This is a genomic window from Ohtaekwangia koreensis (assembly GCF_900167975.1).
In the GTDB taxonomy this organism is placed as follows: Bacteria; Bacteroidota; Bacteroidia; order Cytophagales; family Cyclobacteriaceae; genus Ohtaekwangia; species Ohtaekwangia koreensis.
The window spans coordinates 920,044-941,590 of record NZ_FUZU01000003.1 but is presented as its reverse complement, the minus strand read 5'-3'; the positions used below and the strand labels follow the sequence as shown (position 1 = coordinate 941,590).

The window sequence follows — 21,547 nt, the reverse complement described above, 5'->3', positions numbered from 1 at the left end:
ACTTCGCACCCCTTATCCAAAAACGTATCGAAACTTTTAAATAAATCAATAAATGTAAACCCCAAACGTATGAATGATTCAAACAAACAGCGGTTACGCACCCTTGTTCTCTCAATAGCCGGATATACTCTTCTGGCTGGTTTTATAGCAGCTTGTACTTCCAAAGCTGACGACTTGAAAGGTGAAACAAAAACAGCGGCAGTGGTGCCGAGTGGAGTTCCGGTAGATGCTGTTATTGTACAGCCCGGTATAGTTCGCGATGAACTTGAAGTAACAGGAACGATCGTAGCCAATCAACAAGTAGATATAGCCAGTGAACTTACCCGTAAAGTTGTGCGCGTAAATGTAAAGGAAGGAAGTAAAGTAAAGCGCGGCACACTCTTGTTTCAACTCGATGATTCAGATTTACAGGCACAGCTTGAACGCTTTCGCCAGCAGGAAAAATTAGCAAAGCTCAATGAAGTTCGCTTGAAAGATCTGATTGAAAAGGAAGCTATAGCACAACAGGATTACGATGAGGCTTCTACAAATCTGAAAGTATTACAGGCACAGATCCTTGAACTCCAGGTGATGATCGACAAGACCAGAATCGTAGCACCATTTGATGGACAGATCGGAATGATCAATACCTATCCCGGAGCGATTGTTTCAGTGAACACTATATTAACAAACATCGAAGACAATAGTGTCGTAAAAGTTGAATTCTCTGTTCCTGAAAAATATACGAACATCATCCAGACAGGCAGCGAACAAACTTTTACAGTCATCTCTGATTCAAAACAGTATAAAACAAAAGTTGTAGCACGCGGTGCGAGCCTTAGCAACGACACACGTACACTGTTAGTAAGAGGCGCTACATCAAACCCGGAGGGTAAGTTATTACCCGGTCAAAGTGTGAGACTTACTTTATCATTGAACACTTCGTCCAGTGCCCTTACCGTGGCGTCACAAGCATTGATACCTTCCTCGAACGGTTACTCTGTATTTGTATCACGCAAAAATAAAGCTGAAGCAATACCTGTAGTAATTGGTCAACGCAGTACAGGTTCTGTTGAAATAACAAAAGGATTAAATCAAGGTGATACGGTCATCGTCAGCAACCTGCTCCGTCTGGGCCCTGGTGCTCCCGTGCAACTTGTATCTGTGAAATAGTCTTCCCCAACAACCCATTATTCTTCTAATGATTATTCAATTCAATATTTCATGAGTGCAATTTCACAAGTAAGTATATCCCGCCCGGTTTTGGCGGGAGTTATGTCGGTGCTGTTAATTTTGTTTGGTATAGTAGGCTATACCTTTCTGGGCACACGCGAATATCCGGTAACGGATTCACCGATCGTTATGGTTACAACGGTATACCCAGGCGCTAGTGCAGACATCATTGCGTCACAGGTAACAAAACCTCTGGAAGAGGCTATAGCAGAAGCAAACGGTATACGCGCTTTGTCTTCGGTATCACGCGAGCAGGTAAGTATCATTACCGTTGAATTTAATTTGGATGCCGACCTCGAAGCCGCTGCCAACGATGTGCGCGATAAAGTTTCGAAGTCGCGTCAACAATTGCCAGCAGATATAGAACCTACCATTGTAGAAAAGTCAGGACCTGCAGAGTTCCTTGTTTTCCTCACAGTGCAAAGCGATACACGCAGCCTGGAAGATGTAACCGATTTTGTTAACATCAATATAAAAGAAAGGTTACAATCTATACCCGGAGTACGACTCGTAGATTCATATGCCGGACGTAAGCGTGCGATGCGTTTACGCATGGATCCGTTGAAACTTGCATCCTATAATTTAACACCCGCTGATGTACAGGCAGCACTGCAACGTGAGAACGTAGATTTACCAAGCGGTCGTATTGAAGGCGAAAACACGGAAGTGACACTCCGTACACAAGGAAGACTTGTAACCGAAGATGATTTTAACAACATGATCATTCTTCAAAAAGAAGGCGCGATTGTACGCTTCAAAGATATAGGTACAGCGATCATGTCGTCTCAGAATGAACGTACCGCGATGATTGTAGGGGAAGGACCGACCGCGCGCTATGGCGTAGGTACGGGCGTACAGCCTCAGCGTGGTGCGAACTCACTCGCCATTGTAGACGAGTTCAAGAATCGCTTCGATGAAATTGTAAAGAATGCACCAAAAGACTATATCATTTCTCTGGGTAAAGATTTTACTGTACCGGTACGGAACTCGCTTCACGAAGTGGAGGAGACGTTGATCCTCGCCTTCGTTTTGGTGGCACTCATCATCTTTATATTCCTTCGTGACTGGAGAAGTACAATCATTCCGCTGGTTGCTATACCGGTATCGATCATCTCTGCATTCTTTATTATGTATATAGCAGACTTTTCGATTAACGTGCTCACCTTGTTAGGTCTGGTACTCGCGATTGGACTCGTGGTGGATGATGCGATTGTAGTACTGGAAAATATATATAGCAAGATTGAGAAGGGCATGCGCCCGATCGAAGCAGCACGAAAAGGAGCCGATGAAATATACTTTGCAGTAATTTCAACAACGGTAACACTGGCCGCCGTTTTCCTTCCTATACTTTTCCTCGGAGGAATTACCGGCAGACTGTTCAAGGAGTTCGCGATTGTTGTAGCTGGTTCTGTATTGATATCAGCCTTTGTTGCCTTGACGTTATCACCGATGATGAGTGCATACTTGCTGAAAGCGAGTGCATCACAAGGATGGTTATACAGAAAGACAGAGCCTTGGTTCGAAGCTTTGAATCGCGGCTATGAAAAATCACTTCACGCATTTTTTAAATTCCGCTGGTTAGGATTTGTACTCTTGCTATTATCATTTGGTATAGCCTGGTATCTGTTACCGAAACTTCCTTCTGAGCTCGCTCCGTTAGAAGATCGCTCGATGATTGGTCTTGCAGTGATTGCACCGGAAGGAACATCGTATGAGAGTATGGAGCAAACCATGAAGGAGATAAACAACTTCGTTTCTGACTCTGTGCCGGATTTGAATGGTAATCGTACCTATGCAGGTATAGCTGCATCTATAGGAACGTTGGTGCAGCCTGTAAACGGTGGCTTCCAATGGGTGTTCCTGAAAGATCCGGCAGACCGTGCCAGTGGTCTTTCGCAACAACAGGTATATGAAAAGCTGGTAGCAGCCTCCGGACGATTTAGAAATGTAATTCTTATACCCATCCAGATTCCTACCATTGGTGGATTCTCAAGCTCACAGCCGTTGCAGTATGTTATACAGGCACCTGATCTGCCAAGTCTCATCGATGTAATGCCGAAGCTGATGGGACAAGTATACCAAAGTAAAAAACTCAGTTTTCAGGATCCTGATTTTAAAATCAACCGTCCGGAGATTGGTATAACCATCGACAGACAACGCGCTGCTCAAGTAGGAATTTCTACACAAGAGATAGGCCGCACGTTGCAACTCGCGCTGAGTGGAAGACGCTATGGATATTTTATATACAATGACCGACAGTATGAAGTAATCGGGCAATTGGACAGAAAAGAACGCTCTGCACCGGCTGACCTTAATTCCTTGTTCTTGAAAGCACAGAACGGAGAAATGGTATCGCTTGATAACCTGGTGACCATGAATGAAAGTGTGAGTCCACCCGCTATATATAGGTATAACCAAGCCTATAGCGTAACGATCTCTGCAACACCGGCACCGGGAGTAAGTCTGGGAGAAGCGATCAAGGAAATGGACGGTATCACCAAAGGCATTTTGCCTGCTGGATTCAGTACTGCTCTTGCAGGACAAAGCCGTGATTACGCTGAGAGTAGCTCCAGTCTGGTATTTGCTTTCATCTTCGCCATACTCTTGATATACCTGGTGTTGGCCGCACAGTTTGAAAGTCTGATCGATCCATTCATCATTCTACTTACTGTGCCGATGGCGCTTACCGGTGCATTGCTCAGCTTGTGGTTAACGGGTCAATCGATCAACGTATTCAGTGAGATCGGGATTATTATGCTGATCGGTTTGATAACCAAGAACGGTATCCTCATCGTAGAATTTGCCAACCAGAGAAAAGAAGAAGGCATGTCGGTAAGCGATGCTGTACTCGCAGCAGCTTCATCACGCTTCCGTCCAATCCTCATGACAACACTTGCCATGATCTTTGGTACGTTGCCCATAGCCCTGTCGTTGGGAACCTCTTCAGGCAGTCGTACTTCACTGGGAATTGCCGTAGTAGGAGGGTTGATCTTTGCTGGTGTACTTACACTCTATGTTATTCCATCAGTATACTCGTACTTCTCAAGGGCACACGTACACAAAGCGAAAGACGGTGAAAGCCCTGCATCTGAAATTAATAAAGAACAAGCTGCTATAGCTTAAGTATCATTCAAGAATCATGAAATCAAATATATATTACATGTATATAGTTTTTGCGCTCGCCTCACTGGTATCTCCGGTGAGTGCGCAGCAGCAGGAACTGTCGTTGCAGGAGGCTATTACCCTGGCATTAACCTCCAATCCCGAACTGAAATCCAGTGAACTGGAGATCAGTAAATCGCAGCAACAACGCATCGTTGCACGAAGCCTATATTTACCTACGGTAAGTGCCAATGCACAAGCAAACCATTATTTCCGGCTGACTCCATTCTTTGGATTTGGAGAAACAACATCGGAAGGTAAAATTCCCTATGGACGATTCGGAGGCGAAGATCAACTCGCTGTAGCCGTTGCAGCGGTGCAACCTTTGTATAATCCGCTCGCATATCCGTCTCTTCAACGCGCACGACTACAAGAGCAAGAGAGTAGAGCAACGTCACGTGGTAAGCAGTTGGTAGTGCAAACAATGATCAAGCAAACGTATCTCCAGATACTGGTGTTGAACGAGCGGATTAAATTGCAGAAGGAAAGTATAAATCGGAATCAACGCGTACTGCGCGATTCAAGATCACTGTTTCTCCAGGGAAAAGGCTTGCGTGTTGATACACTGCGCGCCTATACTTCTGTAAAGAACCTGGAACCTGAGCTTGTAAAATTATCGTATGCAGTCGAGACCAGTAAGCTTCAATTGAAAACACTGATCGGTATAGATTCTCTAAAAGATATTGTACTTACAGACTCATTGGTTGTACCTGCACCCGAATCTATTCCTTCGGAGGAAGAAGTATATAACGAAGCAAAAGCGAAGAACCCTGATTTCCAGGTGCTGGCTTTGCAGGAGCAGATCAGTCATCAGAATACGCGTGCAGCCTCTGCGTTGCGTAAGCCGACACTCTCAGCTGTAGCGCAATACCAGGTGCAATCGCAGACGAGTAATTTTGAATATGGAAATGCGTATTATCCTAATTCTTCTTTCGTAGGACTTCAACTTTCCATTCCTATTTTCTCAGGCTTCAGCACGCAGGCCAAAGTAAGGCAGGCGGGTTTAAGTAAAGAGCAATCCGGCCTCACTTTAAATTACGCGCACGAGCAATTGCGTGCTACAGTTCATGAAGCTATAGCAGGAAGTAGGGAGTCTCTCCTTCGCTTGCAGAATACGGCAATCGTAAAGGAAACTGCTCAGCTTAGCTATACTATAATTCAGTATCGCTATAAGAATGGCATTGCATCACGGCTTGAACTTACTGATGCTGAACTGGCACTGTCTACCGCTCAATCGAATTACCTGGAAGCAGTATACGATTACCTCAATGCGCGCATTGTATTGCTCCGCATCATGGGTACGGTTGAATAGGGAGCGAAAGTTGGGTCCGTGGTACGGATGCCTATAGACTTTTAATATATCGGGTTGTATATTCTCCTGTAAAGAGAGATGTGAAACGAGTAGGGGTTACAGGTTTTCACGCTTTAGGTTCAGCGAGAATGTACAACCCGATATTATACTTACTGATTTTTAAGTATGTTTGCTTTACTTACTGCAAATTAAGTGCTGCAGACAAACCGTGAATAAAACAGAATATGATGCCGTTGTTGTAGGCTCAGGGCCAAACGGACTTGCCGCTGCGATCACTTTGCAACAGGCAGGTCTATCTGTTTTACTGATTGAAGGGAAAGATACGATCGGAGGCGGGCTCCGTTCCAAAGAACTCACGTTACCCGGATTTATTCATGATGTGTGCTCGGCCATTCATCCACTTGCAAAAGCTTCTCCCTTTTTCTCAACGCTTCCGCTGCATAAGCACGGGTTGGAGTATATATCGCCCACATTCTCGGCTGCGCATCCTTTCGATGATGGTACAGCTGCTATACTCGAGCATTCGCTGGAAATTACGGCCAGAAGTCTGGGGCCTGATGAAAATGCATACCGGAAACTTATAGAACCTATACGGGACCACTGGCCAGCCATTTCGCAGTATATATTAGGACCGCTTGGTATCCCGAAGCATCCTATAGCGCTGGCGGGATTTGGATTGAACGCCATCTGGTCTGCAAAGCAAATTGCAAATCGGTTCCGAACCGAACATGCCCGTGGATTATGGGGTGGAATGACAGCACATGCCATGCAGCCGCTGACAAATATAGCGTCTGCTGCTATAGGTCTTGTGCTTTTGACAAATGGACATTTGGGAGAGTGGCCTATACCGAAAGGAGGATCGCAGTCGATCGCGAATGCACTAGCTTCCTACTTCACTTCTATCGGAGGGGCGATTCGTACTGACTGGATGGTATCATCACTCAAAGAATTGCCTTCCGCGAAAGCTATATTGTTGGATGTAACTCCCCGGCAGTTGCTGGAGATTGCAGGCTATACATTTTCATCCCTATACACCTGGCAGCTGAATCGCTATCGGTACGGAATGGGTGTGTATAAAATAGACTGGGCACTCGCAGGGCCTATCCCTTTCAAAGCCCCTGAATGCCGATTGGCTGGTACGGTACATATAGGCAATACCTTTCATGAGATAGCCGATGCCGAGTATACCGTATCAAAGGGAAAACATACCGATAAACCATTTGTGTTGCTGGCTCAGCAAAGTCTGTTTGATCCGACACGTGCTCCCAAAGATCAGCATACTGCGTGGGGATATTGTCACGTTCCCAGCGGCTCGACAAAAAATATGACGGAGGCCATCGAGCTGCAGATCGAACGTTTTGCTCCGGGCTTTCGGGAATTAATCCTCGCGCGGCATACAATGGATGCCGCTTCCATGGAGATGTATAATCCCAACTATATAGGAGGCGACATCAATGGTGGTGTTCAGGATATAGGGCAACTCTTTACACGTCCTGCGCTTCGTTATTCTCCCTATAGGACATCTGCTAAAGGAATCTATATATGTTCATCGTCAACGCCACCGGGTGGAGGTGTTCATGGCATGTGCGGACATCATGCCGCGAAACGGGCACTGAAAGATATTTTTACCTAGCGACTTCTGTTGAATTGCCAGTGCTGTCCGCTAGAGAAATCGATGGGTATGAAGCCCTATACATGGTTCGATATTTTAGTATAGCACACAAACAATTTCAATATGATCACCCGCGTATGGCATGGCAGAACGAAAGCCTCTGATGCAGAGCGTTATTTAAAATTTTTGTATGATTCAGGCATTAAAGACTATATGGCTACTCCCGGAAATATCGAAGTAAAGATATGGAGAGAAATAGAAGGCGATATAGCGCACTTCTGGACGGTATCGACATGGGAAAACTTCGAGAGTATCAAGATGTTTGCAGGCGAAGATGTTACGATAGCCCGTTACTATCCCGAGGACAAAGATTTTCTACTCGAATTTGAACCACACGTTAAGCACTATGAAACCTTCGCGGTGAAATAGGTTTACCTATATCTCACCATAACTATTTTTTGAAGAGGTCCAATGCTGCTGCACTCATAGCTGTAATACCTGTTTTTATCGTTGGCTCCGGTGATGGTGAAAATGTGGAGGAGTGTAAGGAGGGAAGTATAATGCCTTTATCTCGCGCATCTTTCGCTATAGCAGGATCGATTGTTCCAAGCCAGAACATACAGATAGGCACTTTCTTATCCTGTAAAGCAAAGCGACTGAAATCCTCGCCCACCATAGCCGGTGGCATTTCAAGTACATTCTCTTTACCAAAGTTTTGCTGAAATATACTTACCAGTCGCGCGGTCAACGCAGCATCGTTGATGGTAGCTGGAGTCTGCGGATCGTTGATTGTAATCTCCGGCATTTTATCTTCCGGAAGTCCTGCCGCCAAAGCAAGTTGCTTACTCAACCTGTGTATAGCAGTAATAATCTGTTGACGGACCTCTGGTGAATATGAGCGCAATGTAAGCTGGAGTTTCACTTCATCCGGTATAATATTATGAACTGCACCGCCGTGGACAGAACCAACTGTAATTACTGCCGGCTCAAGCGGGTTGATCTCACGACTAACGATAGTCTGAAAGGCCATAATCATTTCAGCACTTAACACCACCGGATCAATGGTCGTATGAGGAGCAGCACCATGTCCACCTTTACCATGTATAGTAATGTTCATCATATCGACACTGGCCATGAACGCACCGGAGCGGTAACCGATTTTGCCTGCTTCCAATGTTGCATGGTCGTGTAGTGCTATAGCATAGTCCGGTGTCGGAATTTTATCATATAGCCCGGCCTTAAACATCAGGTCAGCACCAAAACCGTTTTCCTCGGCAGACTGTGCTACCATTACAAGTGTTCCTTTCCAATTCTTTTTAGTTTCAATTAATGCGCGTGCTGTACCTATAAATACAGTCATGTGAATATCATGACCACAGGCATGCATTACCGAAACTTCTGCTCCCGCAGCATTTACTCCGCGTGCTTTGCTGGCATAGGGTAAACCTGTTTTTTCTTCGAGTGGTAAACCATCCATATCGGTACGGATCAGTACGGTTGGTCCTTTTCCATTGGAATATATACCCACCAATCCAAAAGCACCTAATTTTTCAGTGACGGTAAAACCGAGCGCACGCAATTCCGCTGCCATGATTTTAGAAGTTTTTTCTTCATGAAGCGAAAGCTCCGGGTTCTGGTGAAGTTGGCGGTATAGCTTTTCAAGGGAGGGATATTGTCCCTTAGTGAACTCTTCAATTTGTTTTACTGCTGGCGATTTCGTTTGTGCATATATAGCTTGCGCTGAAATACAAAGGACAAGGAGAGAATGAACTAATTTCATATATATGAGAAAGGACTCTTTGATTGTGATGACGACACTAAACTTGCAAGCGCGAAAAGTAATGAGTATAATCGAATAATCATACGGCCGTCAAAATATAGATATTAAAATTCGTTTATAGCTACACCGTAAACGATGGAAAGGAACGATTCACGATTTGTTCACGTTGTGGCCAGCGTGTATATTTATCCAAACTTACATCCTTTGACGACACAGTATCCGGTTGAGTTAATAAACATACGGCATCACTATACAACGGTGCGGATCCTCTCAGATGTGTCCCTGGCATTTGCGCCTGAATGTATCACCGCTATTTTAGGAAAAAGCGGCAGTGGTAAATCTACATTGCTGCAGATCATCAATGGAATGATTCGCCCCGACCAAGGCGAGGTCAAAATTTTTGGAAAGCCTATTGATTACGGTAATATCCAGGCAATGCGTTTACAGATTGGATATGTAGTGCAGCAGGTTGGTTTGTTCCCGCATCTTACCATCTATGAGAATATAGCGTTGCTTGGAAAGATTGCGCATAGGCCTACCGATGTAATCCGGAAAAGAGTGGAACAGCTCATGAATATGGTACAACTTCCGTTACTACATCTTGATAAATATCCGTATCAGCTTTCAGGAGGAGAACAGCAGCGTGCCGGGCTGTGTCGCGCTATGTTGCTTGAGCCTCCGGTTTTACTGATGGATGAGCCTTTTGCTTCTCTGGATTATGAGACAAAGCATTCCATCTATGATCACTTAATTGATATTCAGAAAAGTGAACCCCGCACGATCTTGCTGGTTTCCCATGATTGGGAAGAAGCACAGATTCTTGCTGACAGGTTTGTGTTGCTGGAGCATGGGAAGATCAAAACCACTGGTGATAAAGCTACGATTGAGCAAACCAAGTATAACTATACAAGCAGAAAATGAAGCGAATTCTAATCATTATACTGTTTGTGCATTTTGTTGTCGGTATGGCACAAAGTCAGGATACTACTGTTATTCGCGTTGGTGCCAAGCACTTTAACGAAGGGTATATATTGAGTGAGATGATCGCGCTTATTCTCGAAGATGGTGGTTTTACAGTAGAACGTAAATTTAATCTGGGAGGAACTGCTGTTAGTTTTGAAGCCCTGCGCACCGGAGCTATAGATATATATCCTGAATATACAGGGACCATTGCAGCAGAGATCCTGCAGGCAGACCGAACGCTCGACATGCAACAGGCCGCTGATATACTGCGTACAAAATTTCAGCTTTGCATTTCAAGACCATACGGTTTCAATAATACATATGCGCTGGTACTTCCCGTTGCATCGGCTGATAAACTTCATGTGAAGACTATTTCCGATTTGAAGCAACACCCTGAACTAAAGATAGGACTCAGCTTCGAACTATTGAAGCGTGCTGATGGATGGATAAATCTTGCACAACATTATTCACTTTCACAAAAGCCAACAGGCCTTGAGCATGGTTTGGCGTATCAGGCAATCCTTGAGAATAAGATTGATATAACGGATGCATATTCAACCGATGGTGAAATCAAACGCTATAGCCTTTTTGTGCTGGAAGATGACAAGAAGTTTTTTCCTGATTACCAGGCTGTCTCATTTTATACCTTGTCGTTGCCTGAAAGGGCGCGTACGTTGCTTGATAAATTAACAGGTACTATAAATGAGGAAACCATGCAGCGCCTGAATTCTCAGGCATTGTTCGAAAAAAAATCGCATCGCACTATCGCACAGGAATTCCTTTTGACAAAGAACCTTATTGGAAAAACTAAAGCAGTGGCATCAGACACAGATATAGCCATCATTCTGCAGAAGACGTGGGTACATATACAGCTTACATTTCTCGCGTTGTTCGCGGCTATTTTGCTGGCCGTCCCATTAGGGATATTGCTATATCTATACCCTCTTTTTTCAAAAGCGATTTTGTATGCAACCGGTATATTGCAAACCATTCCATCCATAGCACTGCTGGCGTTGTTGATTCCACTGGCCGGCATTGGCACTATACCCGCCATCATCGCTTTATTTCTCTATGCACTGCTTCCCATTTTACGCAATACCGTAATCGGACTATTTTCAGTAGATCCTCCATTAAAGAACGTAGCATTGGCTATAGGCCTCACCCGCATGCAAAGGCTGAGGCTCGTAGAAATGCCCCTCGCCATGCCGATGATCCTTACCGGAATTCGCACCGCAGCCGTGATCAATGTAGGTACGGCAACACTCGCAGCATTTATAGGCGCTGGAGGTCTTGGTGAATTCATAGTAACAGGACTTGCCCTTAACAACACATCGTTAATCCTACAAGGCGCCATCCCATCAGCATTATTAGCCATCACCTTAGAATTGATCTTCGAAGGACTGGAATGGATCCTCATTCCCCGCCATCTGCGACAAAGGAGTTTATAATATATTCAGTAGTATATATACTAGAAATTTATTCATTGCCTCGGGATTAATCCCGAGGCAATGGATGTTTGTATATATGTTTTAGGGCGGCCTGCGCATATGTGAAGAGCACAATGGTTGATCCGCGCTTAGTGTGTAATTTTTAAAAATAGCAGATTGAAATCTTGCTGCATGTGCGAAGAAATGTTTTTCCAGATTTAACTCTATAGTCGCACATTAAATAAAACCTCATTCAATTGCCTCGGGATTAATCCCGAGGCAATTGAGATTGGAAAAGTTAATACTCTGCAATTTGCTCATCTATATAGCACCAGGCCCAGCGCTCTCCAGGTTCGGAAGATATAGCGACTGGATGTCCGGCTTTATGAGCATGTTGTGATGCATGTTTGTTGGGCGAGGAATCGCAGCAAAGTGTAGTGCCACAGGTTTGGCATGTACGCAGATGTAGCCACTCATCACCGGTCTTAATGCACTCTTCGCATACATGTTCTTTTTCTTTTTTTAAGGTGTGAAGCTCCTGCAAATGCTTACACAATCCTTCTTGTTCGTTTGCCATATAGTATAGCGTTAATTTTCTGCCAGGTATTGATGAACAAATTTAATTGCCATAGCGCCTTCGCCTACAGCAGAGGCTACACGGTTCATGGCACCGGAGCGTACATCTCCGGCAACGAATATCCCAGGACTACAGGTTTCAAGCAGATACGGTTCGCGTGTGAGCTTCCATGCTTTTTTAAACGATTCATACTTTAACAGTTCACGCCCTGTTTCAATAAAACCTTTTTCGTCCTTTATAATATCCAGTGTGATCCAGTCCGTGACCGGACGTGCACCAATGAAAATGAATAGTGCTGCAGCCTGTGCCTTTTCCTTTTCACCGGTTGCTATATTTTCAAGTTCAACTTCTTCAAGCCGGTCGCCACCGAATACTTGCTTTATCACCGTGCGTGGACGAAGTATTATATTTTTGGTTGCACCGATCTGATCAATCAGATACTTCGACATCGTTGCGTTAAGGTCTTCCTTTCGAATCACGAGGTGAACCTCACGGGCAAAGTTTGCAAGGTACATTGCCGCTTGCCCTGCCGAGTTTCCGCCACCGACTACATATACATCTTTCGAACGACAAGCGTGCGCCTCCGTTGTAGCAGCGCCGTAATATATACCCGCTCCGGTGAAACGCTCTACATCTATAGCCTCAAGAGTTCTATAGTCAACGCCTGTGGTAATGATTACACTCTTTGTGTTGAGCGTGCTGCCATCAGCAAGTTCAATTATTTTATAATGATCTTTTACAGATATACTGATCACCTCGAGTGGTGATAGAAATTCAACTCCAAAGCGGGTGGCTTGCGAAAGCGCCCGTCTTGAAAGATCTGATCCGCTTAAACCATTGGGAAACCCAAGGTAATTTTCGATGCGTGAACTTGTTCCCGCTTGTCCGCCCGGTGCGCGCTTCTCGATGATCGCGGTAGCCAGTCCTTCCGAGCCACCGTATACTGCTGCCGCTAATCCTGATGGACCTGCGCCTATGATTGTAACATCGTACATAGGCTTGGATGCTTTGGATCGCATGCCCGTCTTTTCACCAACCTCACGTATATCCGGATTCAACAGGAAAGATCCATCTTCAAAAAATACAGCAGGAAGATCTTTCGCTTCAATTTGATTTAATACCACAAGGTCGCGACCAGTGTTTGATTCAAAGTCGAGCCACTGGTACGGTATAAGATTCCCCGAAAGAAAATCTTTGATTTGATGTGAGCGTGGTGAAAATTGAAATCCAACTATACGTATACCCTGAAAATCAGGAATATGATTGCTCTGCCACTCGTCCAGTAGATCCGTAAGTACAGGGTATAATTTTTCTTCCGGAGGATCCCACGGTTTCATGAGGTAATAGTCAAGCTGCACATCGTTGATAGCTTTGATAGCCGCTTCAGTATCAGAGTATGCCGTCAGCAACACACGTTTGGCTTCCGGAAAAATTTCTTTTGCCTGCTGTAAAAAATCTACGCCTAGCATTTCTGGCATCCGTTGATCGGAGAGAAATAAAGCTATAGCTTCATTTTTATTTTTCAGATCTGTTAACGAACCCAGCGCTTCTTTTGCAGAGGCAGTGCTTACGATGCGATAGTCCTTCCCATATTGATTCCGAAGGTCGCGCACTACGGCACGAAGAACCTGCATGTCGTCATCGAGTATAAATAGTATCGGTTTTTTCATAGTGTGAGTCGTGTCTTGGTTTTAGTCAATAGGGATACAAACGGCAAACGCAGTACGGCCGGGTTCTGATTTAACGGTTACTTTTCCATTATGCTGAAGAATGATCTGGCGTACTACTTCCAGGCCAATGCCCGTTCCTTTTCCTATAGGTTTAGTCGTAAAGAACGAGTCAAATATTTTATCCAGTATATCAGCAGGAATGCCCGGGCCATTATCGATGATGTAAGCGATCAGAAACTCACGATCTTTTTCGACCTTGATCTCCAGTGTAGCGTTTGGTCTTCCTTCTAAAGCGTCTAATGCATTGTCGATAAGGTTTGTCCAAACCTGGTTCATAGCGCTTACATATATACAGGGTTGTGGAAAATTATCCGGTATATTTTCAACAACGGTGACCTGATTTTTTTTGATCTTGTGATTGAGCATAGTAAGTGTATTCCGTATACCTGCTCGCAGGTCAGCGCGTTCTCTTTCAGGAGCGCGGTCCATGTGTGTATAGCTTTTAACGGAAGTAACAAGAACGTTGATCCTTCGCGAAGCTTCTTCAATTTCGTTCACCAGCCGTTCCGTTGTAAACGTTTGGCCGATCCAGTTTATCACCGCTACACGATCTTCGGGACGCAGGATCTTATTCAGCGATTCCATATCTTCTGGTTGAATATGGAAGTCGACAAATATACTGGCAGTTTCATATGCATCTTCGAGCCCTATATTTTGGAGCCAGTCCGCCATAGCATCTTCACGCTCTGATTTCTCCATCATCGACAAAGGCTGCTGGCTTGTTGTCTCATCCAACTTGGCCACTATAAATTCGTTAACCTTGTCTACAATGTCTGCTGTGGTTTGTATCTTGATAACACTCTTGAACTTTTCAGGAGCGTTGCCTAAATGTCTTTTCAATTCTTGCGCACTACGAACTATAGCAGCTGAAGGATTATTCAGTTCATGTGCAAGACCTGCCGATAGTTTACCCAGCGCCATCATTTTATCATCTTGTTGTTGCTGGTGAGTAAAGTCGCGAACACGATCCGTCATGGTATGCACAAGGATTTCTGCGAGAGGAGAATGCTCACGCACAAGTTCCATAAAATTATCTTTGTGCAGATAAAAGATGGTTGAATCACGTGATGCGATACCTTCTGCAGCAGCAGTTTTCAAACGGGAGTATGGTAGTAAACCGGTGATCTCACCTTTCTCCACTGCTCCGAGATATCGCGAGCCGTTACCTTGTGCACGGTATAGATCAACTTCTCCTTCCAGAACGATAGCCATGGTATCAATGGGATCGCCATAGGTAAAAAACTTTTCACCTTCTTTCAGAGTTGAGACAGTGCCTTTTTCCATCAGCCATATCAAATGGCTTTCTGCCAGGTCTTTGAACTCGGGAACTGCTCTAAGCGCGGTTAAAATATCCATGATAAAATATATACTTTTTTAATGACTGCTCCGAAGGTAACTCAGCTTTTCTTGCGGAACAGTACATCGGAGAAATAATGTTTGCAATCGTAGTAGAAATCGGTGATCTCCAGTCCAGTGCGATCCGCGATCTTTTCAATCATCGGTATATCATACTTTTGTGACACTTCCGTGTGAATGACCTCCCAGCGATTCAAATGTATACTTTTGTTTAATACTTCCAGCGTAACGTCCTGTTCGCGCAAACTTACCAGGTAGCTTTTCGTCATGCCGCTTTCAGGATCGTAATATGGATAATGTTTAAATTGATCGAGTTGAAAATTGGCGCCCAACTCACGGTTGAGCCGCAAGAGTAAATTCATATTGAAACTTCGGGTAATACCATGCGGATCATCATACGCTGCTTGTACGAGACGCGGATCTTTTTTGAGATCGAACCCAATGAGCAACTGATCTCCTGCTTCCATTCCGTTTGAAATGGTGGACACGAATTGTTCTGCTTCTGGGGTGGTAAAGTTACCGATGTTTGCGCCTAAAAATAAAAATACTTTTCTATTCTTGTCTTCCTCCTGAAGTATATGTATAGCGTCATCATACCGACTGTTGATCGGTTGTATAGCAAGCGAAGGAACGGAGAGTGCAAGGCGTTTGGTGAGCTGACTTAATACCGTAGCAGAAACATCTACCGGCAAATAGTTGAACAGGGTAGAAGCGTCACTGAAATGACGAAGTAGTATTTCGGTTTTGAATCCATCTCCAGCGCCAAACTCAATCAGATCAAATATACTTCCATCGTCAACAAAGCGCTGACGAAGACGTTCTTTGTTCATTTGCAAAATCTCATATTCACATCCCGTAAGGTAATACTCCGGCATGCGCATGATCGCCTGAAAAATCTTGTCGCCAGCTTCATCATAAAAAAGCCAGCTAGGCAATCGCTTTGGGTTTTTAGCAAAGCCTTCTTCTACAGCACGTGCTACAACGGTGTGGTGGTCGTCAACTATAATCATATTTTATTTTTGGCAAAGCCGGATGCCATTGAATTGCCATCGCAGCGGTGGATGAAAAAAATTGCGATACGTTTTTCGTGAATGCTCCGGTGGTGTAGCCACGGATGCGCCACGCAAAACCATTTGATTGATCATGAACTTCCCATTATACTCTCCAACAGCACCAGCGGGTTTCCTATAGCCCGGGTAAGGAAGATAAGCGCTATTAGTATGTTCCCATCGTTGTCCCCATTGAAATTGATCGCTGGCTACTTCCCATTCAAATTCTGTTGGTAATCGCATACCTTTCCATTCTGCAAATGCAGCAGCTTCATAAAAACTGATGTGCGTGACGGGCTCAGCTTCATTTACTTTTTCGAAACCGGAAAGTGCATAACGATACCAGTTACCTTCTTTTGGATACCAATATAGCGGACTATCAATTTTAAATTCATTTACCCATGCCCAACCATCGCTATACCAGAGGAGTGGATTTTTATAGCCGTTGTCTTTGATGAACTCTATATATTCCCCATTTGTAACCAGACTTTTCCGGATTGCAAAAGATGGTAACTGTATATCATGACGCGCATGTTCATTATCAAATGAAAAGCAAGTAGTGTCATGGCCGATTGAATATGATCCTTGCGGGATATGTATATAGCTATGATCCTGCTCGATGAAAAGTGTTTCCTTAAAATCTTCCAGGTACGGAGGAAAAAGCGGGTTGTGTCCGAGAATATATTTTATATCCGTATAGAGTAATTCCTGGTGTTGCTGTTCATGGTTGAGTCCTAGTTCGACCAGGCGGATAACGGTTTCCGATGCTGATGGAAGAAACGCCATCATCTGCTCATCAACATGCGCGCGATACGCCCATACTTCATCAACCGTTGGCCGTGACATGTTGCCGCGATGGAGACGGAGCACACGTTCGCCTACGCTATCATAATAACTGTTAAACAAAAAAGCGTACCGTGGGTGAAAACGTTTATAGTTTTTAACATGCTGTGAAAGAACGAATTCTTCCCAGAACCACGTTGTATGTGCCAGATGCCACTTTGGCGGACTTACATCCGGAACTGGCTGAACCACATAGTCTTCTTTCTGAAGCGGGGCACAAATTTTTTCTGATAACTTCCGTATAGCTTGATAGTGATGCTTCATTTTGGAAAATATAACAGGAACGTAACTGGAATGGTTTACCTGAATTTTACTGGTACTTTTTTAAATTATAATGCCAGTGCGTGAAAATAAAGCATTTTATTAAACCGATAGCAACAATATTGTGTTTGTAGTTATAGGGGCGATTATGGATCGACAGATTTGTATGAATCCTGGAAGATGTCTCGGTGCTATGGTAATATTTTTGTATCAACTGATTGGGAAAGTTTGCAGAATCTTAATCTGTTCGTAACCACGGTTTCATAGTATACAACGAGCTTTACAATACGCTTCCATGTTCGATTTATGAAATTGGTTGTATCAATCTGTTTTCGTTCCGAGGAACATATAAAATTTTAAAAGACTAAACCCTGTGCGCGAAAACTACTATACTATTCTTTGTCGCAAGTTTGCTATGTATATATCTTGTGATGACGAAGACGATCTTTTATTTGAATGGCTTGATAAGGATCGTGAAAACTGGAATGTCCTTTTCAGAATGTGCTCTCAATTTCGATCAGCAAGAAAACTCATGCTGCAGCGAGGATTGAAAATAAATGCGATTACACTTGCCCTGCTTGCTATAGGTAAAAAGTACTGAGGTGAGGCGGCAATGCCCCAGATACATTTTTAGCTTCCGCGGTCTCATACATACTTCCTACCGCTCATCCCATTCCCATCACTTCTGCATCATTCCGTTTTTGACAATTATAATGAATTTATAGTACTATTGTCCTACGGGATATTGTAATCTCTCGGTTCCGTTGTAGCCTGATTTCGCTGGCAGGATTTTATACTATACTCGTCATTAAACGAACACGATCATGGTAACACAAGACTATTTGAATATCACAGACCACCTGACAATAGACAATACTAAATTTTCTTTTTATAGCCTTCGGAAGTTACAACAGCAGGGTCATGCCATTTCCAGGTTGCCGTTTTGTATTCGCGTGCTGCTTGAAAATGCGATCCGGCATTTTGATGATTACGTTGTAAGTAAAGATCACGTGAGTACGTTGTTGAACTGGAGTCCCAATCCTGAGGAGAAGGAAATCCCCTTCATGCCAACGCGTGTGTTGATGCAGGACTTCACTGGAGTGCCGGCCATTGTTGATATAGCTTCACTGCGAAGTGAGATGGCACGCAAGGGGAAAAACCTGTCGCGTATCAATCCGCTTATACCCGTTGATCTTGTAGTCGATCATTCGGTGCAAGTAGACTACTACGGAGATAACAATGCATACGGTTTAAATGTAGACCGCGAATATGAACGCAACAGTGAACGCTATCGCTTTTTAAAATGGGCACAAGGAGCATTCGATAATTTTTCAGTAGTCCCTCCGGGGATGGGTATATGTCACCAGGTGAACCTGGAATATTTTTCAACCTGTGTCGCTGAACGTAACGGAGTTGTTTTCCCGGATTCACTGGTGGGCACCGACTCGCATACACCCATGGTAAATGGACTCGGTATAGTAGCGTATGGTGTAGGTGGTATAGAAGCAGAGGCAGCTATGTTGGGACAGCCGCATTTTTTTACAGTGCCTGAAGTTGTAGGATTGAAATTGAAAGGCAGATTGCCTGTAGGAAGCACAGCGTCTGATCTGGTACTGACCATCACAAATTTACTTCGTAAAACAAAAGTAGTTGGCAAGTTTGTAGAAGTATTTGGTGAAGGACTTGATTCACTATCGGTGCCCGACCGTGCTACCATTGGAAATATGTCTCCGGAGTTTGGTTGTACCATTACATACTTTCCGATCGATCGAAAAACACTGGAATACCTGGAGAAGACCAATCGCCCCGCACGCATTGTTGAATTGACAGAGCGCTATACCAAAGAGAATTTATTGTGGCGTGAGAACGAAGATGCTATAACGTATAGTCAGGTCGTTGAACTGGATTTGAATTCAGTGGAGCCTTCCATTGCAGGTCCAAGTCGGCCGCAGGATAAAATCAACCTGCGTCAGGCAAAGGAAGCGATTCATGATATACTTGAGAAGGCGTATGCATCAAAACTTAAACCTGTCTCCGGACAAACCGTATCCAAGTGGAAAGGAGAGGGCGGAAATATACTGCCACCGACAGCAAAGGGAATTGAACATCCGGGTGTTCATCAGGCGCGGGTTACGTACCAGGGAGAGACGTTTGATCTGAAAGATGGCGCTGTAGTAATTGCGGCCATCACGAGTTGTACCAATACTTCGAACCCCGATGTTATGATTGGCGCAGGGTTGCTCGCACAAAAAGCACTAGCCCATGGGTTGCAAACCAAGCCGTGGGTAAAAACAAGTCTCGCACCAGGCTCTAAAGTTGTAACGGATTATTTGCTTGAAGCAGATTTACTGTCCAAACTTGAGCAGTTGAAATTTAATGTAGTAGGGTATGGATGTACTTCCTGTATTGGAAATTCAGGACCACTGCCAGAACCCATAGCAGATGCTATACAGGAGTATGACCTGATGGTAGGGGCAACGCTTTCAAGCAACAGAAATTTTGAAGCACGCATTCACCCGTTGGTGAAAATGAATTTTCTAATGTCGCCTCTGCTGGTGGTCGCATATGCGATTGTCGGAAGGATGGATATAGATTTTTATAACGAGCCGCTAGGCAAAGGCAAACAAGGTGAAGATATATACCTGAAAGATGTATGGCCAAGCGAAGAGGAAATTCATTCGGTGGTGAATCGTGTGGTTAGAAAAGAACATTTCAAAAAGAATTACGGAGAGATATTCGATGGCAATGAACGTTGGGCGAAGCTTGAAGCTCCACAGAGTAAAGCCTATAAATGGGATGCTGAATCCACGTATGTGAAGGAAGCTCCTTTCTTCGTGGATCTTCCGGAGACACCCGCATCGATACAGCCGATCACACAGGCTCGCGTGTTGTTGATGCTAGGGGATTCAATTACCACCGATCATATTTCTCCTGCAGGATCGTTCACCGAAAAATCTCCGGCAGGTAAATATCTGCTAAGTCGCGGTGTTCCTGCAAGCGAATTCAATTCATATGGATCGCGAAGAGGAAATGATGAAGTGATGATTCGCGGTACATTTGCAAATGTGCGGATTAAAAATAAACTCGTATCACGAGAGGGTGGCTATACAGTATATCTACCCACCGGTGAGGAGATGACTGTATACGATGCTTCTGTAAAGTATAAAGAGACGAACACGCCTTTGATCGTATTGGCGGGTAAAGAATATGGCAGCGGCTCATCGCGCGACTGGGCTGCGAAGGGTACATTTCTCTTGGGCATAAAGGCAGTTATAGCGGAGAGTTACGAACGGATCCACCGAAGCAACCTGGTGGGTATGGGCGTGCTGCCACTTCAGTTTTTGGAAGGGGAAAGCTATACCAGTCTTGGTCTCACAGGTAAAGAAGTATATTCTATTCCTGACCTTCGCGAAGGCATTCAGCCATTCCAGATAATTTCAATTCAGGCAGATTCACAAGATGGTACATCTCCCAAAGTATTCAAGGTGCTTTGTCGGCTCGATAGTAAAATCGAGATCGACTACTATCGCAACAATGGTATCTTACAGTATATGTTGCGACAGTTGTTGATCCGTAACTGATGCGGTATACTATATTTACTTATGGAGGCAAGTGAATATAATTCGGCTCGTGCTAAAGTCAATTTTGCCTCCAAGTGCAGTCATCACATCGGTGCCGAGAATGCCTGCGATCTTTACCTCGCGGTCGTCAAAGTAAGCGGTCAGGTTATCCAGATCAGACGCCTTGTTGATGAACTTGATTTCAATAGCACCAATCTTTATTGTGGCCGATCGGACTTCTTTAATCATGGATCGGCCACCTAGTCCTACGATATGTCTTCGGGCGAAGTACTTATTATCGACAACCCTGAAATTATAAAGAGTCGACAGTGATTCATTCAACAGCGTAATGCTGGCACCGGTATCGATTATAAAAAGGGCCAGCGTTCCATTGATGTCACCCTCTATAATGGCAACATTGCGAATGATCTTGAAGGCGATAGTATCCTGTGCAAGACACTCGAGTACGCCTGCAAGGACAAGACAGCACAGACAGAATTTGATGAGGTATTTTTTTTTCATAGCGTGTAACCGGAGAGCCATTGGCAATCCTGCATTTAATGAATCATATATACTTAGACGTTTGGTACTAGAACCGAGTTACAGATGTATTCCTATATTTGGACACTACATCTATACCGTTATAGGCATTCCAAGAACGATGCCATCTTTGAAAAGAATGATTAAGGTTCAGAAAATGAGT

General features: G+C 44.3%; 16 protein-coding genes. 9 read left to right on the top strand and 7 right to left on the bottom strand.

Features of this window, described 5'->3' with window-relative positions; all coding sequences use genetic code 11:
- Positions 1–69: 69 nt before the first annotated feature.
- The 5 genes from B5Y40_RS22985 to B5Y40_RS22965 all read left to right on the top strand — a co-directional run bounded on the left by B5Y40_RS22985 (position 70) and on the right by B5Y40_RS22965 (position 7,727).
- Positions 70–1,152, top strand: a complete 1,083-nt coding sequence (locus tag B5Y40_RS22985; protein ID WP_079689314.1) for an efflux RND transporter periplasmic adaptor subunit — start codon at positions 70–72, stop codon at positions 1,150–1,152.
- A 51-nt stretch (positions 1,153–1,203) separates the two neighbouring features.
- The gene (locus B5Y40_RS22980) at positions 1,204–4,335 is read left to right on the top strand and encodes an efflux RND transporter permease subunit (protein ID WP_079689173.1); all 3,132 of its coding nucleotides are present in this window, start codon (positions 1,204–1,206) and stop codon (positions 4,333–4,335) included.
- 37 nt (positions 4,336–4,372) lie between these two features.
- Entirely contained in the window at positions 4,373–5,686 is a 1,314-nt protein-coding gene (locus B5Y40_RS22975; RefSeq protein ID WP_221408978.1) for a TolC family protein, read from the top strand.
- A gap of 208 nt (positions 5,687–5,894) precedes the next feature.
- The gene (locus B5Y40_RS22970) at positions 5,895–7,319 is read left to right on the top strand and encodes a phytoene desaturase family protein (protein ID WP_079689171.1); all 1,425 of its coding nucleotides are present in this window, start codon (positions 5,895–5,897) and stop codon (positions 7,317–7,319) included.
- Positions 7,320–7,421: 102 nt separating this feature from the next.
- A complete protein-coding gene (locus B5Y40_RS22965; protein WP_079689170.1) occupies positions 7,422–7,727 on the top strand; it encodes an antibiotic biosynthesis monooxygenase in 306 nt (101 codons plus the stop codon).
- A 22-nt stretch (positions 7,728–7,749) separates the two neighbouring features.
- Here B5Y40_RS22965 and B5Y40_RS22960 read toward each other — a convergent pair whose 3' ends face one another.
- On the bottom strand, positions 7,750–9,078 hold the full coding sequence (locus B5Y40_RS22960) for an amidohydrolase (RefSeq protein ID WP_079689169.1): 1,329 nt from the start codon (positions 9,076–9,078) through the stop codon (positions 7,750–7,752).
- 135 nt (positions 9,079–9,213) lie between these two features.
- Here B5Y40_RS22960 and B5Y40_RS22955 point away from each other — a divergent pair, with 135 nt between their 5' ends.
- Both B5Y40_RS22955 and B5Y40_RS22950 read left to right on the top strand, forming a co-directional pair.
- Positions 9,214–9,999: an ABC transporter ATP-binding protein gene (locus B5Y40_RS22955; protein WP_079689168.1), complete on the top strand. Its 786-nt coding sequence runs from the start codon at positions 9,214–9,216 to the stop codon at positions 9,997–9,999.
- Positions 9,996–11,489, top strand: a complete 1,494-nt coding sequence (locus B5Y40_RS22950) for a glycine betaine ABC transporter substrate-binding protein (protein WP_079689167.1) — start codon at positions 9,996–9,998, stop codon at positions 11,487–11,489. Before B5Y40_RS22955 ends, B5Y40_RS22950 begins: the two co-directional genes overlap by 4 nt.
- A 277-nt stretch (positions 11,490–11,766) precedes the next feature.
- Here the strand turns inward: B5Y40_RS22950 and B5Y40_RS22945 are convergent, their stop codons facing one another.
- From B5Y40_RS22945 to egtB, 5 genes are read right to left on the bottom strand one after another with little or no spacing between them, the layout of a single operon-like run.
- Positions 11,767–12,045, bottom strand: coding sequence for a UBP-type zinc finger domain-containing protein (locus tag B5Y40_RS22945; RefSeq protein ID WP_079689166.1), 279 nt, complete (start codon positions 12,043–12,045; stop codon positions 11,767–11,769).
- Between the two features lie 11 nt (positions 12,046–12,056).
- Positions 12,057–13,715: a response regulator gene (locus tag B5Y40_RS22940; protein ID WP_079689165.1), complete on the bottom strand. Its 1,659-nt coding sequence runs from the start codon at positions 13,713–13,715 to the stop codon at positions 12,057–12,059.
- A 21-nt stretch (positions 13,716–13,736) separates the two neighbouring features.
- Positions 13,737–15,131, bottom strand: a complete 1,395-nt coding sequence (locus B5Y40_RS22935; RefSeq protein ID WP_079689164.1) for an ATP-binding protein — start codon at positions 15,129–15,131, stop codon at positions 13,737–13,739.
- Positions 15,132–15,172: 41 nt separating this feature from the next.
- Positions 15,173–16,141, bottom strand: a complete 969-nt coding sequence (locus B5Y40_RS22930; protein ID WP_079689163.1) for an L-histidine N(alpha)-methyltransferase — start codon at positions 16,139–16,141, stop codon at positions 15,173–15,175.
- A gap of 3 nt (positions 16,142–16,144) precedes the next feature.
- Entirely contained in the window at positions 16,145–17,287 is a 1,143-nt protein-coding gene (gene egtB / locus B5Y40_RS22925) for an ergothioneine biosynthesis protein EgtB (protein WP_079689162.1), read from the bottom strand.
- A 370-nt stretch (positions 17,288–17,657) separates the two neighbouring features.
- Here egtB and B5Y40_RS22920 point away from each other — a divergent pair, with 370 nt between their 5' ends.
- Complete coding sequence (locus B5Y40_RS22920; RefSeq protein ID WP_143785890.1) at positions 17,658–17,885, top strand: hypothetical protein; 228 nt, start codon at positions 17,658–17,660, stop codon at positions 17,883–17,885.
- Between the two features lie 223 nt (positions 17,886–18,108).
- Entirely contained in the window at positions 18,109–20,865 is a 2,757-nt protein-coding gene (acnA, locus tag B5Y40_RS22915; protein WP_079689160.1) for an aconitate hydratase AcnA, read from the top strand.
- A gap of 15 nt (positions 20,866–20,880) precedes the next feature.
- Here the strand turns inward: acnA and B5Y40_RS22910 are convergent, their stop codons facing one another.
- A complete protein-coding gene (locus B5Y40_RS22910) occupies positions 20,881–21,366 on the bottom strand; it encodes a retropepsin-like aspartic protease (RefSeq protein ID WP_159453785.1) in 486 nt (161 codons plus the stop codon).
- Between the last annotated feature and the right edge of the window lie 181 nt (positions 21,367–21,547).